Genomic DNA, 14,805 nt, shown 5'->3' with positions numbered 1-14,805 from the left:
TGACCCACACAGGGATTGGCCGGTATACGACGGGGCTCCGCCCGCCGGACAACGGCGGACGAAGCCCTCGAACCATCGTCGGGACTGGTCAGCGAGTCGCGCGGTTGACGGCCGAGACGACCGCCTTCAGCGAGGCGCGCGTGGTGTTCGCGTCGATTCCGATCCCCCACAGAACCTTGTCGTCGATCGCGCATTCGATGTAGGAGGCGGCCTGCGCGGAAGCGCCCTCGCTCATCGTGTGCTCCTGGTAGTCCAGCAGCCGTACGTCGATGCCGACGGACTGGAGCGCGTCGAAGAAGGCCGAGATCGGCCCGTTGCCGGAGCCGGACAGGACGGTGTCCTGGCCGTCGACCGTGGCCTCGACCGTCAGCGTGTCCACGCCGTCGGTGTCCGTCGTCGACTGGTTGTTCTTGACCTGGATCCGGCCCCACGGGTTCTCGGGGTTGGGCAGGTACTCGTCCTCGAAGGCCGCCCAGATGTCCTTCGGCGTGACCTCGCCGCCCTCGGCGTCGGTCTTCGCCTGGATGATCTTCGAGAACTCGATCTGCATCCGCCGGGGCAGTTCCAGCTTGTGGTCGTTCTTCAGGACGTACGCGATACCGCCCTTGCCGGACTGCGAGTTGACCCGGATGACGGCCTCGTAGGAGCGGCCGACGTCCTTGGGGTCGATCGGCAGGTACGGGACCGCCCACTCGATGTCGTCGACGGTGACGCCCTTGGCGGCCGCGTCGGCCTCCATGGCGTCGAAGCCCTTCTTGATGGCGTCCTGGTGGGAGCCGGAGAAGGACGTGTAGACCAGGTCGCCCACGTACGGGTGGCGCGGGTGGACCTCCATCTGGTTGCAGTACTCCCACGTGCGACGGATCTCGTCGATGCCGGAGAAGTCGATCTGCGGGTCGACGCCCTGGGAGAACAGGTTCATGCCCAGGGTGACCAGGTCGACGTTGCCGGTGCGCTCGCCCTGCCCGAACAGGCAGCCCTCGACACGGTCGGCACCGGCCATCAGGGCCAGCTCGGCGGCGGCGACGGCCGTGCCGCGGTCGTTGTGCGGGTGGATCGACAGGCAGACGTGCTCGCGGCGGGAGAGGTTGCGACCCATCCACTCGAAGCGGTCCGCGTGGGTCGAGGGGGTCGAACGCTCCACCGTGGCGGGCAGGTTGAGGATGATCTCGCGGCCCGGGCCGGGCTGCCAGACGTCCATGACCGCCTCGCAGACCTCCAGCGCGAAGTCCAGCTCGGTGTCGGTGAAGATCTCCGGCGAGTACTGGTAGCCGAACTCCGTCTCCGGACCCAGCAGTTTCTCCGCGTACTCCATGACCAGCCGCGTGCCGTCGACGGCGATCTGCTTGATGTCGTCCTTGGAGCCCCGGAAGACGACCCGGCGGAAGACGGGGGCGGTGGCGTTGTAGAGGTGGACGGTCGCGCGCTTGGCGCCCTTCAGCGACTCCACCGTGCGCTCGATCAGGTCCTCGCGGGCCTGGGTCAGCACGGAGATGGTGACGTCGTCGGGGATGGCCCCGGGCTCCTCGATGATGGAGCGTACGAAGTCGAAGTCGGTCTGGCCGGAGGCCGGGAAGCCGACCTCGATCTCCTTGTAGCCCATCTTGACCAGCAGGTCGAACATCGCGCGCTTACGGGCGGGCGACATGGGGTCGATCAGGGCCTGGTTGCCGTCACGCAGGTCGGTGGAGAGCCAGCGGGGGGCGGTGGTGATGCGCTTGTCCGGCCAGGTGCGGTCCGGGATGTCGACCTGCTCGTAGCGGCCGTACTTGTGGATCGGCATGGAACTGGGCTGCTGGCGGTTCGCCATGATGCTTAGGGCTCCTCAGAGGGTGTCCGGAAGGACGGCCGACGACGCAGCACCAAGCTCCGCGGGGAGGGAGTCGGCCTCGACTACAGGCCCTCGCCGCGGCAGCTAAGGAGAAGCAGCCCGAAACGCATGATGCGCAGCATGCTAGCCGAGGCCCTCCGGGTGCGCGGGTCCGTATCAGTATGCGGGACCGGACGCACATACGGGACAAAAAGTGCGCCACACCACTTCACCACGGAGAGTGAAGACCCTTGTCCCGGTATTTCACCAATCATGGTGGCTACTAGTGACAGCACCGTCACGCAGTGCAAGGGTGCCGGGCATGACGACTCACGGGGGCTTCGAGCCCGTCTTCTGCACCATCGTTCCGCCCCACGTCCTCGACAAGCTCTCCCAGGCCGAGGACCCCGCGCTCGCCGGACCCGCCCGCCGGACCCTGGAGCGCGACGCCCTGGAGCGCACCCACCGCCGGCTGACCACGGTCGTCGGCGCCCCGTCCGTGGCCCAGCCCGCCGGGGCCGTGCCCGCCAAGCCGCACCGCACGGTCCACGACGCCCGGCACGGCACGGACCTGCCCGGCCACAAGGTGCGGGGCGAGGGCGACAAGCCCGGCAAGGACGCCACCGTCAACCGCGCCTACGCCGGCCTCGGCGCGACCTTCGAGCTGCTCCTGAAGGCGTACCAGCGCGACTCGATCGACGGCAACGGCCTTCCGCTGGACGCGACCGTGCACTACGACCGCGAGTACAACAACGCCTTCTGGAACGGCGAGCAGATGGTCTTCGGCGACGGGGACGGCGAGATCTTCCTCGACTTCACCATCCCGATCGACGTCATCGGCCACGAACTGGTCCACGGCGTCACGCAGTACACGGCCAACCTCACCTACTTCGGCCAGCCCGGCGCGCTGAACGAGTCCGTGTCGGACGTCTTCGGCTCGCTCATCAAGCAGTACACGCTCGGCCAGACCGCCGCCGAGGCCGACTGGCTGATCGGCGCCGGCCTGCTCGCCCCGCGGGTGACGGGCAAGGCACTGCGTTCCATGAAGGAGCCGGGCACGGCGTACGACGACGACGTCCTGGGCAAGGACCCGCAGCCGGCGACGATGGACGACTTCGTCCGCACCGGCCGCGACAACGGCGGCGTCCACATCAACTCGGGCATCCCGAACCACGCCTTCTACCTGGCGGCCACGGCCCTCGGCGGCCACGCCTGGGAGCGCGCGGGGCTGATCTGGTACGACGTGCTGACCGGCGGCGAGCTGAAGCAGCAGGCGATGTTCGCCGACTTCGCCACGCTCACCGTCAAGGCCGCGCGGGAGCGGTTCGGCGACGGCGAGGAGCTGGACGCCGTGTCGAAGGCCTGGGAGCAGGTCGGGGTGCGGACCCTGTAGTTCCGTACTAGACAGGTGCCATGCGTATTCAGGTGAGGCGCACGGGCGGGTTCGCGGGCATCGAGCGACATGCCGAGGTGGACACCTCCGGCCGCCCCGATGCCCCCGAATGGCACGCACTGGCCGAGCAGGCGGTCGCCGCCGGCCGGAGCACGCCGCCGATCGGGGTTCCGGACGGGTTCAGCTACCAGATCACCGTGGACGGGAAGACGGTGTACGCGGCCGACCCGCGACTGACGGACGAACAGCGGAAGCTGATCTCGCGGGTGCTGAAGGAAGGTGCTTGACGTGCTCCCTGGCCTGAAGTCCAGGGAATGCGGCCTGGGTCGGCCGACCCTTGCGGCGGCTTCCTGCTTCACCGCGCTGTGCGGGCGCGTTTGCCCGTCTTACCGGCACTCCACAGGCGTTCAGCGTCTCTGCGTATCCGGCGGCGACGACACGGCGTCTCCGCCCGCCGGATACACCAGGAGTTCCCGGTAACAGGTCCTCGCCACAAGCCCGTTGACTTCTGTTACCGCTGGTACGGATGATCCAGCGCATGGCGACTGACGCAGGCAATCCGATCCCCCGCTTCCCGGCCGGCTTCCTCTGGGGCGTGTCGACCTCGGCGCACCAGATCGAGGGCGCGGCGGAGGAGCGCGAGCCGTCCGTGTGGGACGCCTTCACGGCCGAGCCGGGCCGGGTGAAGGACGGCTCGACGGCGACGGTGGCCTGCGACCACTACCACCGCCACCGCGAGGACGTGGCCCTGCTGGCCGACCTCGGCGTGAACGCCTACCGCTTCTCGGTCTCCTGGCCCCGGGTGCGGTCCGAGAAGGGCCTGGACTTCTACGACCGGCTGGTGGACGACCTGTGCGCGGCGGGGGTCCGCCCGGTGCCGACCCTGTTCCACTGGGACCTGCCGGCGGACCTCGACTGGCTGGAAAGGGACACGGCCGCGCGCTTCGCCGACTACGTCTCGCTCGTCGCCGGCCGCCTCGGGGACCGGGTGACGAAGTGGATCACCCTCAACGAGCCCGCCGAACACACCCTGCTGGGCCACGCCCTGGGCGTGCACGCACCGGGCAGGCAACTGCTGTTCGACGCGCTCCCGGCCGCCCACCACCAGTTGCTGGCCCACGGCCTGGCCGTACGGGCCCTGCGCGCCTCGGGCGCCACCGACATCGGCATCGCCAACTCGCACGGCCCGACCTGGGCGGCGTCGACCGAGGCGGAGGACGTGGAGGCGGCCGAGTTCTACGACGTGCTGCTCAACCGCCTGTTCGCGGACCCCGTGCTGCTGGGCCGGTACCCGGACGGTATCGGCGAGCTGATGCCCGGGGACGTCGAGGCCGACCTGGAGGTGATCGCCGAGCCGGTCGACTGGTACGGCGTCAACTACTACGCGCCGACGCGGGTGGGCGCCCCGCAGGGCACCGACATCACCTTCGGCGGCGTCGCCATGCCCGCCGAACTCCCCTTCGCGGTCCTGGAGATCACCGGTCATCCGGTCACCGACTTCGGCTGGCCGGTCGTGCCCGAGGGCCTGACCGAACTCCTCACCGCCTTCCGCGACCGCTACGGCGACCGGCTCCCGCCCGTCGTGATCACCGAGAACGGCTGCTCGTACCCGGACATCGACGACCAGGACCGCATCGCCTACCTGGACGGCCACATCCGGGCTCTGCACCGGGCGCTGGAGGCGGGCGTCGACGTGCGCGGCTACTTCGTGTGGTCCCTGCTCGACAACTTCGAGTGGGCGGAGGGCTACGCACGCCGCTTCGGCCTGGTCCACGTCGACTTCGAGACCCTGGAACGGACCCCGAAGTCGTCGTACCGCTGGTACCGGGAGGTGCTGCGGGCCCAGGGAACTACGGCTTGGTGCCCACCCCGGTCCACAGGCTGACCTCGGCGTCCGTCGGGGCGTCGCCGTCGGTGAGGCCGGGCCGCCAGCGGTGGCCGACGGTGACGCCCGGGTCGAGCAGCTCCAGGCCGTCGAAGAAGCGGGCGACGTCCGCCCGGGAGCGGAACCGCACGGCGTCCCGGCCGAGGTGTAGATGTCGGTGACCTTCTGCCAGGTGGACGGGTCGAAGTCGGGGGCGTGCAGTGGCTCAGCGCCAGGGCGCTGCCCGAGAGCAGGGCGTCCAGCAGGCGGCGCACGATGCCGTACGGGTCCTGGGCGTCGGTGACGAAGTGCATCAGGGCGTTGAGGGACAGCCCGACCGGGCGGCTCAGGTCCAGGACCTCTGCCAGTTCGGGTGCGTTCAGGAGTACCTGGGGGTCGTTGACGTCTACCGGCAGATGGTTGCAGCGTGAACTGCTCTGCGAGCATAGTTACTGTGTGAAGACGACGCCGGAACCCTGAACTCCCCTTTCCGGCCGGTCCGTTTCGCGCCTCGCCCCTTCCATGACTGCGCCCACCCCCCACGGAAGGCGACCGCCGTGTCCCCCCACACGACTTCCACCTCCCGGTTCCTGGACGCGGTGCGCCCGGGCCGCACCCACTGGCTGGAACTGCCGCCCCAGCGGACCAGCGTCAGAGTCGCCCGTCATGCCACGCGGGCGTGGCTGGCCTCGTGGCAGGTACCCGACGAGGTGTGCGCGAACGCCGTCCTGCTCGTGTCCGAGCTGGTGACGAACGCCGTACTGCACACGTCCAGCGAGCGGATCCTGTGCGGCGTCGGGCGGATGACGGACGAGCGCTTCCGGTTGGAGGTGCACGACGGCGACCTCACGGGCCGCGGCATCCCCGACTGCTGCCCCGGCCTCGACGACGAGGGCGGCCGGGGTCTGCTGCTCGTGCGCGAGATAGCCGACAGCTGGGGAGTCACCCGCTCGCCGCGCACTGGCGGCAACGCGGTGTGGGCGAGCCTTGCGACGGCGTCATAACGCGCCCGGGACCCTCAGAACCCCAGCTTGCGCAGCTGCCGCGGATCCCGCTGCCAGTCCTTGGCGACCTTCACATGCAGGTCCAAGAACACCGGAGTGCCCAGCAGAGCCTCGATCTGTTTGCGGGACTTGATGCCGACCTCCTTCAGGCGCTTGCCCTTGGGGCCGATGATGATGCCCTTCTGGCTGGGGCGCTCGATGTAGACGAAGGCGTGGATGTCGAGAAGGGGCTTGTCGGCGGGGCGGTCCTCGCGGGGGAGCATCTCCTCGACGACCACGGCGATGGAATGGGGAAGCTCGTCGCGCACACCCTCCAGCGCGGCCTCCCGGATCAGCTCCGCGATCATGACCTGCTCGGGCTCGTCGGTCAGGTCGCCCTCGGGGTAGAGCGCCGGGCCCTCCGGCAGGAGGGGGACGATCAGGTCGGCCAGCAGGCCCACCTGCTTGTCGCCGACCGCCGACACCGGGACGATCTCGGCCCACTCGAAGCCGAGCTCCTTGCCGAGCTGGTCGATCGCGATGAGCTGCTCGGCGAGCGTCTTGCCGTCCACCAGGTCGGTCTTCGTGACGATCGCGATCTTCGGCGTCTTCCGGATGGACGCCAGCTCCTTCGCGATGAAGCGGTCACCGGGGCCGAGCTTCTCGTTCGCCGGCAGGCAGAAGCCGATCACGTCCACCTCGGCCCACGTGGTGCGCACGATGTCGTTCAGCCGCTCGCCCAGCAGCGTGCGCGGCTTGTGCAGCCCCGGAGTGTCGACCAGGATCAGCTGGGCGTCCGGGCGGTGCACGATGCCCCGCACGGTGTGCCGCGTCGTCTGCGGCTGGTTCGCCGTGATCGCCACCTTCTGGCCGACCAGAGCATTCGTGAGGGTGGACTTGCCCGCGTTGGGACGGCCCACGAAGCAGGCGAAGCCAGCCCTGTGGACAGCTTCGGCCGGCTTTTCGGATGACTGGGTACGAACGCTCATGGCGCCCATTCTCCCTGATCCACAGAGCCGTGCCGCACCGGCGCCCGAACGCCGCCCACCGGGTGCCTCCGGGCGCAGACCGGCCTGGGCCTTACGGTGCGCGCCGAGACGGCCTACGATCACGGCATCCTGGGCCACGGCGCCCCGGCCCCCTCCTCTTCTCCCCCGCCCAGAAGGTCACCCACCAGGCATGAAGCTCATCACCGCGATCGTCAAGCCGTACCGCCTCGACGAGATCAAGAACGCCCTGCAAGAGCTCGGCGTGCACGGCCTGACCGTGAGCGAGGCCAGCGGCTACGGCCGACAGCGCGGCCACACCGAGGTGTACCGCGGCGCCGAGTACCAGGTCGACCTGGTGCCGAAGATCCGCATCGAGGTCGTCGTCGAGGACGCGGACGCCGAGGCCGTCATCGACACGGTCGTGAAGGCCGCGCACACCGGCAAGATCGGCGACGGCAAGGTGTGGGCGCTGCCCGTGGACACGGTCGTGCGGGTGCGGACGGGCGAGCGCGGGCCGGACGCGCTGTAGGTCGCGCCCGGCCCGCCGGGATCAGTCGAACACGAACGGGCCCGGCGACTGCGGCCCGGTCGCCGTGCAGGTGATGGTGATGCCGAAGACGGTCATCTTCAGCGAGCCGCCGAAGGCCTCCAGGCTGTCGCCGGAGGCCACGGTGCCGCTGAGGGGGCCGACCTCGACGGGGGCGCCGGCGGCCATCGCCGGGTTCTCCGTGCCGGTGAAGTCGACGGTGCCGCCGTCGGCCTTCGCCAGGGTGAGCGTGGACGCGATCGAGTCCTCGCCGAGCGCGATCGGCGCGGTGATCGCGGATGACTTGACGGTGAGCGTGGCGGCGGTGCCGTCCTGCGTGGCCGTGAGCGTGGCCTCGCCACTGCCGAAGGTGCCGCAGTCGGCGCTGATCGTCGCCGTCTGGGGGGTGACGGCGAGTGCGGCGGGGGCGAAGGCGAGCCCGGTGACCGCGAGGGCCCCGGCCGCCAGGGCCGCGCCTGCTCCGATTCGCTTGCATCTCATGGGATTCCGGCTCCGTTTCCGTGTGGGGGGACCGCTCGGCACGTGGATGCGGACACACTGCCGAGAGCCGAACCTGACGGTCCGTCGGAACTGACGGTTCCATTGATGCGTCCGGGGCAGACGGCGGCAAGGTTGAAAACTCGCCTAATTACCGCCGGTTACACCGAAGTCCGGCCGGCACGTCAGCCGGCGGTCACCGTCGCACGAACCGTCCCGTCGGGCCCGGCCACCAACACCGGCGTCTGGGCGCCACCGAGATCCCTTACCACCGCCCGGTCCTCGTCGGACGCGGTCTCCGCCTCCGTCACCACGGCCGCGGCCTCCAGGGACTTCGCGCCCGAGGCCACCGCCATCGCCACGGCCGTCTGGAGGGCACTGAGCTTCAGCGAGTCGAGGGCCACGGTCCCCGCGACATACGTACGTCCGGTCTCGTCCCGTACGGCCGCCCCCTCGGGCACGCCGTTGCGGGCCCGTGCGGAACGGGCGAGGGTGACGATCTTGCGGTCCTCGGCGTCGAGTGCGCTGCTGTCGGTCATGATCCGAGCATACGGAAGCGTCAGGGCCGGTCGAGGCGGAGGCGGTCGGCTCGCGGCAGGCCCGCGACGACGAGGTCGTACGAGTCCTCGACGAGCTCCCGGACCAGCCGGTCCGGGAGTCCCCCGCCGGCCGTGACCGTGTTCCAGTGCCGCTTGTTCATGTGCCAGCCCGGGACGATCAGGCCCTCGTGCTCGCGGCGCAGCCGGATCGCGTCGTCCGGGTCGCATTTGAGGTTGACCTTCAAGGGGCGCGCGTCGAGGTGCGACAGGGCGAACAGCTTGCCCTGGACCTTGAAGACCGAGATCTCCGGGCTGAACGGGAAGTCCTCGACGGCCGCGTTGAAGGACAGGCAGAACGCGCGCAGTTCCTGCGGGGTCATTCCGGCTTCTCCTCCTCCGGGAGATCCGCCGGGTCCACCGGCTCCGCCAGCACCGTCACGATCTTGTTGCGGCGGCCGGCCGCGGCCTCCGCGGTCAGGCGCAGTTCCCGGCCGTCGGGGAGTTCCACGACGGCCGAGGCACCGGCGATGGGAACCCGGCCCAGCGCCTTCGCCAGCAGACCTCCGACGGTCTCGACGTCCTCGTCGTCGAACGCCTCCAGGCCGTACAGCTCGCCCAGGTCGCCGATGTCCAGGCGGGCGGTGACCCGGTAGCGGTCCTTGCCGAGGTCCTCCACCGGCGGCAGTTCGCGGTCGTACTCGTCGGTGATCTCGCCGACGATCTCCTCGAGGATGTCCTCGATGGTGACGATGCCGGCGGTGCCGCCGTACTCGTCGACGGCGACGGCGACGTGGTTGCGTTCCTTCTGCATCTCGCGCAGCAGGTCGCCCGCGTTCTTGGTGTCGGGCACGAAGAACGCCGGCCGCATCGCCGTGGACACCTGCTCGGACTCGGCCTCGCGGCTGATGTGCGTCTTGCGGACCAGGTCCTTCAGGTACACGATCCCGACGATGTCGTCCTCGCTCTCGCCGGTCACCGGGATCCGGGAGAAGCCGGAGCGCAGGGCGAGAGTGAGGGCCTGGCGGATGGTCTTGAAGCGCTCGATGACCACCAGGTCCGTACGCGGGACCATGACCTCGCGGACGAGGGTGTCGCCCAGCTCGAAGACCGAGTGCACCATGCGGCGCTCGTCGTCCTCGATGAGCGACTCCTTCTCGGCGAGGTCGACCAGCGCGCGCAGCTCCGCCTCGGAGGCGAAGGGACCGCGGCGGAAGCCCTTGCCGGGGGTGAGCGCGTTGCCGATGAGGATCAGCAGCGACGGGATCGGGCCCATGATCCGGGCCAGCGGCACCAGGACGTATGCCGAGAGCGTCGCCGTGTTCAGCGGGTGCTGGCGGCCGATGGTGCGCGGGGAGACGCCGACGGCGACGTACGACACGAGGACCATGACCGCGATGGCGATCAGGAGGGCCTCGGTCGTGTTGTCGAACTCCATCAGGCAGCCGTACGTGATCAGCGCGGCGGCGGCCATCTCGCAGGCGACGCGCACCAGCAGTGCCACGTTCAGGTAGCGGGTCGGGTCGGCGGCGACCTGGGCCAGCTTGGCGCTGCCCCGGCGGCCGGAGCGCACGGCCTCCTCGGCGCGGAAGCTGGAGACGCGCGCGAGGCCCGCCTCCGCGCACGCGAAGAGCCAGGCCACGACGACCAGGGCGACCGCGCCCAGGGCGAGTTGCGGACTCATCGGCGGCGCTACGAGACCGTCGGCGCCGGGGACGGGCCGGTCAGGCCCCGCTCCGCGCGCCAGCCGTCCACGATGGCCGCCTGGAGACCGAACATCTCGGCCTTCTCGTCCGGTTCCTCGTGGTCGTAGCCCAGCAGGTGCAGCACACCGTGGACGGTGAGCAGCTGGAGCTCCTCGTCCATGGAGTGCTGCGTGTCCGCTTCCTTGCCCTGCTTCTCCGCGACCTCGGGGCACAGCACGATGTCGCCGAGCAGACCCTGCGGCGGCTCGTCGTCGTCCTTGGAGGGCGGGCGCAGCTCGTCCATCGGGAAGGACATGACATCCGTGGGGCCCGGCAGGTCCATCCACTGGATGTGCAGCTGCTCCATGGCGGCGGCGTCCACGACGATCACCGAGAGCTCGGAGAGCGGGTGGATGCGCATCCGCGCCAGCGCGTAGCGGGCGATGTCGAGGATCGCCTGCTCGTCGACCTCGGTGCCGGACTCGTTGTTGACGTCGATCGACATGGTGCTGTGTGTGTCTACTTCCCCTTGTGCCCGGACTTGCCGCGGCCCTTGTGCGCGCCGTTCTGGGTGCCGTGCTTGGTGTCGTACTGCTCGTACGCGTCGACGATACGGCCCACCAGCTTGTGCCGGACGACGTCGTGGGACGACAGGCGGGAGAAGTGGACGTCCTCGACGCCGTCCAGGATGTCCTGCACCTGCCGCAGACCGCTCTTCGTCCCGTCCGGGAGGTCGACCTGCGTCACGTCACCCGTGATCACGATCTTCGAGTCGAAGCCGAGGCGGGTGAGGAACATCTTCATCTGCTCGGGGCTCGTGTTCTGGGCCTCGTCCAGGATGATGAAGGCGTCGTTGAGCGTGCGGCCGCGCATGTAGGCGAGCGGCGCGACCTCGATCGTGCCCGCCGCCATCAGCCGCGGGATCGAGTCCGGGTCGAGCATGTCGTGCAGCGCGTCGTAGAGCGGGCGCAGGTACGGGTCGATCTTCTCGTAGAGCGTGCCCGGGAGGAATCCGAGCCGCTCTCCCGCCTCGACCGCCGGGCGGGTCAGGATGATGCGGTTGACCTGCTTGGACTGCAGGGCCTGCACCGCCTTGGCCATCGCCAGGTAGGTCTTGCCGGTACCCGCGGGGCCGATGCCGAAGACGATCGTGTGCTTGTCGATCGCGTCCACGTAGCGCTTCTGGTTGAGCGTCTTGGGGCGGATCGTGCGGCCTCGCGAGGACAGGATGTTCTGCGTGAGCACCTGGGCAGGGGTTTCCTGGCCGTCGCTCTCCCCGTTCTCGCTCGCCTTGAGCATGGCGATCGAGCGTTCCACTGCGTCCTCCGTCATCGGCTGTCCGGTGCGGAGCACCAGCATCATCTCGTCGAACACGCGGGCGATGAGGGCGACGTCCACGGGGTCGCCGACCGCGCTGATCTCATTGCCCCGGACGTGGATGTCGGCCGCCGGGAAGGCCTTCTCGATCACGCGGAGGAGGGCGTCGCCGGACCCCAGCACCGTCACCATGGGGTGCTGGGCAGGGACGGTGAACTGTGCTCTGGCCTGCTCCTGCGCGGGGGTGTGAGCTGTGGGTGTCTGAGTCATGGGCCGGCGCTGAAGGCCTGCGGTTCCTCCTGTTCACGGCCGCGTAGCTGAGGGCGGCCTCGCGATTCCCAGGGTACGACGGGGGACTGACAACGCCGTAGGGGTTTTGGGGGCGGGGTTTTCACCCGGGCTTCTTGCCCGACCGCTCGGGGCGGAGCCCCCTGGTCCGCCAGGGCGTCACGCGGAGCGCCGGAACCCGATCGTCGGCACGGCCCGCCGCAACGGCCAGGGCCTCACCAACTCATCCGACACAAGCCCTGCAAGGAACCCGTACCGCCGCAACGCCGCCGGATCCTGCCCCTCCACCGACTGGACCCTCCGCCACCACGCCGCGATCTCCGACCACCCCGGCGCTGACAAGGACCCCCCGAACTCCTGCACGGACAGCGCCGCGGTCAGCCCGGCGAAGGCCAGCCGGTCCGCCAGTGGCCAGTCCGCCAGTGTCCCCGTCACGAACCCGGCGACGAACACGTCCCCCGCCCCCGTCGGATCGAGCGCCTCGACCTCGATCGCCGGCACCTCAGCCGTCTCCCCCGTGCGCCGGTCCACCGCGTACGCCCCGTCCGCCCCGAGCGTGACCACCGCGAGCGGCACGTGCTCGGTCAGCGCGTGTGCCGCCGCCCTCGGGCAGTCCGCGCCCGTGTACCGCATGGCCTCCTCCGCGTTCGGCAGGAACGCCTCGCAGTACCGCAGGTCGGACAGCGCCGCCAGGTCCCACGCGCCGGTGTCGTCCCAGCCGACGTCGCCGAAGACCCGCGCGCCCTTGCTCGCGGCCTGGGCGATCCAGGGCGCGCTCACGCCGGGGGCGAGGGAGGCGACGGCGGCACGCGCGCGGGGCGGGCACTCGGGGGCGGGCTCCTCCGGGGGCGGCTCGTGGCCGTGCGAGACCATGGTGCGCTCCCCCTCGTAGGCCATGGAGACCGTCACCGGGGAGTGCCAGCCGGGCACCGTGCGCGACGGGGAGAGGTCGATGCCCTCGCCGTGCTCCAGGGCGTCCCAGCAGTAGTCGCCGTAGTGGTCGTCGCCGAAGGCCGCCGCGAGGGACGTACGCAGGCCGAGGCGGGCCAGGGCGGTGGCCATGTTGGCGACGCCGCCGGGGCTCGAGCCCATCCCGCGCGCCCAGGACTCGGTCCCGCGCACCGGGGCGGAGTCGAGCCCGGTGAAGATGATGTCGAGGAAGACGGTGCCGGTGAGATAGACGTCCCAGGGCGGGTCGTCCGGCGCGCGCAGCGGGGCGAGGGGATCGACCTGGGTCTGGCGGTGCGATCCCTTTCCGGCCGGGCCCTTTCCGGCCGGGGCGGTGGACGCGATCACGATGCGCTCCCTGACGTGGTGCGGATCAGGCCAGTCTGCACCACATCACTGACAACGTGACGCCGATCACGCCGGGCCCACCCGTTCCGTCAGCTCGCACCGGCCCCCCGCGCGCCCCCTGAGCGACCGGAGAGCCGGGCCTACCAGCGGGGCACCGAGGGCGTCACCCACGCCGGGTCGGCGACCCGCATGGCCGCCGCGTCATCGCGGTCCCGCAGCGCACCGTCGTCTTCCAGCCACCGCCGGTGCAGCACGGCCAGCCGCTCACGGTCGAGCTCCACACCGAGCCCGGGCGCGTCGGACACGGTCACCTTGCCGCCCTCGAAGCCGAGCCGCTCGGTGAGCACGTCCTCCGGCTGCCAGGGGTAGTGGGAGTCGCAGGCGTGGTGGAGGTTCGGGACGGTGGCCGCCACGTGGGTCATCGCGGCGAGCGAGATGCCCAGGTGGGTGTTGGAGTGCATCGACACACCGACACCGAAGGTGCGGCAGACGGCGGCGAGCTGCTGGGTGTTGCGCAGCCCGCCCCAGTAGTGGTGGTCGGAGAGGACCACCTGGACGGCGCCCTTGGTGAACGCCTCCTTGATCTCGGCGAACGTCGTCACGCACATGTTGGTGGCGAGCGGCACCTCGGTCCGCTCGGCGACCTCGGCCATGGCGGGGATGCCGAGGGTCGGGTCCTCCAGGTACTCCAGGACGTCCCCGAGCTCCCGCGCCACCTTCAGCGAGGTCTCCAGGGACCAGGCGCCGTTGGGGTCGAGCCGCAGCGGGTGACCGGGGAACGCCTCGGCGAGCGCCCGTACGGCCGCGATCTCCTCGTCGGGCGGGAAGACACCGCCCTTGAGTTTGAAGGAGGTGAAGCCGTACCGCTCGGTGAACCGGCGGGCCTGTTCCACCACCCCGGCCGGGTCGACGGCGGCCCCCCAGTCGTCCTTCTCGCAGGCGACACCCTTCGGGTGGCCGGCCCACTTGTAGAACAGGTACGCGCTGTACTCGACGGCGTCTCGCACCTTGCCGCCGAGCAGCGCGTGCACCGGCAGCCCGAGAGCCTTGCCGAGGGCGTCGAGGCAGGCGACCTCGAAGGCGGAGACGACGGACAGCCGCAGCTTGTCGGCTGTCTGGACACCGCGCAGCCCGCCGACGTCGACGGCGTTCTCGACCCGGGAGGCGTCCACCGCGACCTGGTCCGCGACCGTGAACAGCCCGTTCAGATCGCTGACCTGCCGCCCCTTCAGCCGCTCGGCGAAGGGCCGGGCCAGCTCCAGGTACTTGGTGTCGCCGTAGGTCTCCCCCACGCCCGTGACCCCGTCCGCCGTGACGACCTCGACGATCAGCCGGGGCGTGTACGGCTGGTGCACGCCCTGCGTGTTCAGCAGCGGCGGGTCCGCGACCAGGATCGGCGTCAGCCGTACGTCGGTGATGGCGAGGTTCACGGAGCGGCTCCTACGAGGTCGAGTCCCGCGGTGAGTTGGACGGTGAGGGCGGCCAGGTCGGCGAGCGAGAGCTGGTCTCCTCATGTAGACATCATCTATGTATGAGAATGCAGATTAAATAGGCGAACGCGGGCCGTCAACCGCTCGAAGCGGCCCGATCACCCAGCCTTCAGCAGGAAGCCCCCCCCCC

15 protein-coding genes and 1 pseudogene are annotated in these 14,805 nt (G+C 70.2%); 5 read left to right on the top strand and 11 right to left on the bottom strand.

The window, feature by feature from the left end; all coding sequences use genetic code 11:
- Positions 1-88: 88 nt before the first annotated feature.
- Entirely contained in the window at positions 89-1,810 is a 1,722-nt protein-coding gene (gene leuA / locus AOQ53_RS01180; protein ID WP_059414085.1) for a 2-isopropylmalate synthase, read from the bottom strand.
- A 322-nt stretch (positions 1,811-2,132) separates the two neighbouring features.
- Between leuA and AOQ53_RS01175 the strand changes: the two genes are divergently transcribed.
- The 3 genes from AOQ53_RS01175 to AOQ53_RS01165 all read left to right on the top strand — a co-directional run bounded on the left by AOQ53_RS01175 (position 2,133) and on the right by AOQ53_RS01165 (position 5,088).
- Positions 2,133-3,203: a M4 family metallopeptidase gene (locus tag AOQ53_RS01175; RefSeq protein ID WP_059414083.1), complete on the top strand. Its 1,071-nt coding sequence runs from the start codon at positions 2,133-2,135 to the stop codon at positions 3,201-3,203.
- Between the two features lie 20 nt (positions 3,204-3,223).
- Positions 3,224-3,490 (top strand): protealysin inhibitor emfourin, encoded by a 267-nt coding sequence (locus AOQ53_RS01170; protein WP_059414081.1) that lies wholly within the window; start codon positions 3,224-3,226, stop codon positions 3,488-3,490.
- A gap of 251 nt (positions 3,491-3,741) precedes the next feature.
- Complete coding sequence (locus AOQ53_RS01165; protein WP_059414133.1) at positions 3,742-5,088, top strand: GH1 family beta-glucosidase; 1,347 nt, start codon at positions 3,742-3,744, stop codon at positions 5,086-5,088.
- On the opposite strand, the pseudogene AOQ53_RS01160 reads toward AOQ53_RS01165, so the two are convergent.
- Positions 5,054-5,477, bottom strand: a pseudogene (locus tag AOQ53_RS01160) (SAM-dependent methyltransferase); the annotation flags it as partial. The gene AOQ53_RS01165 and the pseudogene AOQ53_RS01160 sit on opposite strands and share 35 nt — an antisense overlap.
- Before the next feature lie 147 nt (positions 5,478-5,624).
- Between AOQ53_RS01160 and AOQ53_RS01155 the strand changes: the two are divergent.
- Positions 5,625-6,071 carry an ATP-binding protein gene (locus AOQ53_RS01155; RefSeq protein WP_059414078.1) on the top strand — a complete coding sequence of 149 codons (447 nt, stop codon included), beginning with the start codon at positions 5,625-5,627 and terminating at the stop codon, positions 6,069-6,071.
- 14 nt (positions 6,072-6,085) lie between these two features.
- Here AOQ53_RS01155 and era read toward each other — a convergent pair whose 3' ends face one another.
- Positions 6,086-7,048, bottom strand: coding sequence for a GTPase Era (gene era, locus AOQ53_RS01150; protein ID WP_086605467.1), 963 nt, complete (start codon positions 7,046-7,048; stop codon positions 6,086-6,088).
- A gap of 181 nt (positions 7,049-7,229) precedes the next feature.
- Here era and AOQ53_RS01145 point away from each other — a divergent pair, with 181 nt between their 5' ends.
- Complete coding sequence (locus AOQ53_RS01145; protein ID WP_059414074.1) at positions 7,230-7,568, top strand: P-II family nitrogen regulator; 339 nt, start codon at positions 7,230-7,232, stop codon at positions 7,566-7,568.
- Positions 7,569-7,589: 21 nt separating this feature from the next.
- Here AOQ53_RS01145 and AOQ53_RS01140 read toward each other — a convergent pair whose 3' ends face one another.
- The 8 genes from AOQ53_RS01140 to AOQ53_RS01105 all read right to left on the bottom strand — a co-directional run bounded on the left by AOQ53_RS01140 (position 7,590) and on the right by AOQ53_RS01105 (position 14,615).
- Complete coding sequence (locus AOQ53_RS01140) at positions 7,590-8,066, bottom strand: hypothetical protein (RefSeq protein ID WP_059414072.1); 477 nt, start codon at positions 8,064-8,066, stop codon at positions 7,590-7,592.
- Between the two features lie 182 nt (positions 8,067-8,248).
- Entirely contained in the window at positions 8,249-8,602 is a 354-nt protein-coding gene (locus AOQ53_RS01135; protein ID WP_059414070.1) for a cytidine/deoxycytidylate deaminase family protein, read from the bottom strand.
- A 20-nt stretch (positions 8,603-8,622) separates the two neighbouring features.
- Positions 8,623-8,982, bottom strand: a complete 360-nt coding sequence (locus AOQ53_RS01130) for an MmcQ/YjbR family DNA-binding protein (RefSeq protein ID WP_059414068.1) — start codon at positions 8,980-8,982, stop codon at positions 8,623-8,625.
- The gene (locus AOQ53_RS01125) at positions 8,979-10,283 is read right to left on the bottom strand and encodes a hemolysin family protein (protein ID WP_059414065.1); all 1,305 of its coding nucleotides are present in this window, start codon (positions 10,281-10,283) and stop codon (positions 8,979-8,981) included. Before AOQ53_RS01125 ends, AOQ53_RS01130 begins: the two co-directional genes overlap by 4 nt.
- An 8-nt stretch (positions 10,284-10,291) precedes the next feature.
- Positions 10,292-10,789: an rRNA maturation RNase YbeY gene (ybeY, locus tag AOQ53_RS01120; RefSeq protein ID WP_059414063.1), complete on the bottom strand. Its 498-nt coding sequence runs from the start codon at positions 10,787-10,789 to the stop codon at positions 10,292-10,294.
- 14 nt (positions 10,790-10,803) lie between these two features.
- Positions 10,804-11,871 carry a PhoH family protein gene (locus AOQ53_RS01115; RefSeq protein ID WP_078945087.1) on the bottom strand — a complete coding sequence of 356 codons (1,068 nt, stop codon included), beginning with the start codon at positions 11,869-11,871 and terminating at the stop codon, positions 10,804-10,806.
- A gap of 177 nt (positions 11,872-12,048) precedes the next feature.
- A complete protein-coding gene (locus tag AOQ53_RS01110; RefSeq protein ID WP_059414059.1) occupies positions 12,049-13,185 on the bottom strand; it encodes a carbohydrate kinase family protein in 1,137 nt (378 codons plus the stop codon).
- A gap of 140 nt (positions 13,186-13,325) precedes the next feature.
- Positions 13,326-14,615 (bottom strand): glucarate dehydratase family protein, encoded by a 1,290-nt coding sequence (locus tag AOQ53_RS01105; protein ID WP_059414058.1) that lies wholly within the window; start codon positions 14,613-14,615, stop codon positions 13,326-13,328.
- Positions 14,616-14,805: the final 190 nt, after the last annotated feature.

Origin of the sequence: Streptomyces azureus, assembly GCF_001270025.1 — a bacterium.
Lineage (GTDB): Bacteria > Actinomycetota > Actinomycetes > Streptomycetales > Streptomycetaceae > Streptomyces > Streptomyces azureus.
The sequence above is the reverse complement of the archived record's forward strand: the minus strand, read 5'-3'. Positions and strand labels throughout refer to the sequence as shown.

What these genes read in the sequence shown, in the direction of transcription:
- AOQ53_RS01135 (WP_059414070.1), bottom strand. Translation starts at nt 8,602, where the DNA reads ATGACCGACAGCAGCGCACTCGACGCCGAGGACCGCAAGATCGTCACC.
- ybeY (WP_059414063.1), bottom strand. Translation starts at nt 10,789, where the DNA reads ATGTCGATCGACGTCAACAACGAGTCCGGCACCGAGGTCGACGAGCAG.
- AOQ53_RS01140 (WP_059414072.1), bottom strand. Translation starts at nt 8,066, where the DNA reads ATGAGATGCAAGCGAATCGGAGCAGGCGCGGCCCTGGCGGCCGGGGCC.
- AOQ53_RS01170 (WP_059414081.1), top strand. Translation starts at nt 3,224, where the DNA reads ATGCGTATTCAGGTGAGGCGCACGGGCGGGTTCGCGGGCATCGAGCGA.
- AOQ53_RS01145 (WP_059414074.1), top strand. Translation starts at nt 7,230, where the DNA reads ATGAAGCTCATCACCGCGATCGTCAAGCCGTACCGCCTCGACGAGATC.
- AOQ53_RS01175 (WP_059414083.1), top strand. Translation starts at nt 2,133, where the DNA reads ATGACGACTCACGGGGGCTTCGAGCCCGTCTTCTGCACCATCGTTCCG.
- AOQ53_RS01165 (WP_059414133.1), top strand. Translation starts at nt 3,742, where the DNA reads ATGGCGACTGACGCAGGCAATCCGATCCCCCGCTTCCCGGCCGGCTTC.
- AOQ53_RS01115 (WP_078945087.1), bottom strand. Translation starts at nt 11,871, where the DNA reads ATGACTCAGACACCCACAGCTCACACCCCCGCGCAGGAGCAGGCCAGA.
- era (WP_086605467.1), bottom strand. Translation starts at nt 7,048, where the DNA reads ATGGGCGCCATGAGCGTTCGTACCCAGTCATCCGAAAAGCCGGCCGAA.
- leuA (WP_059414085.1), bottom strand. Translation starts at nt 1,810, where the DNA reads ATGGCGAACCGCCAGCAGCCCAGTTCCATGCCGATCCACAAGTACGGC.
- AOQ53_RS01130 (WP_059414068.1), bottom strand. Translation starts at nt 8,982, where the DNA reads ATGACCCCGCAGGAACTGCGCGCGTTCTGCCTGTCCTTCAACGCGGCC.
- AOQ53_RS01125 (WP_059414065.1), bottom strand. Translation starts at nt 10,283, where the DNA reads ATGAGTCCGCAACTCGCCCTGGGCGCGGTCGCCCTGGTCGTCGTGGCC.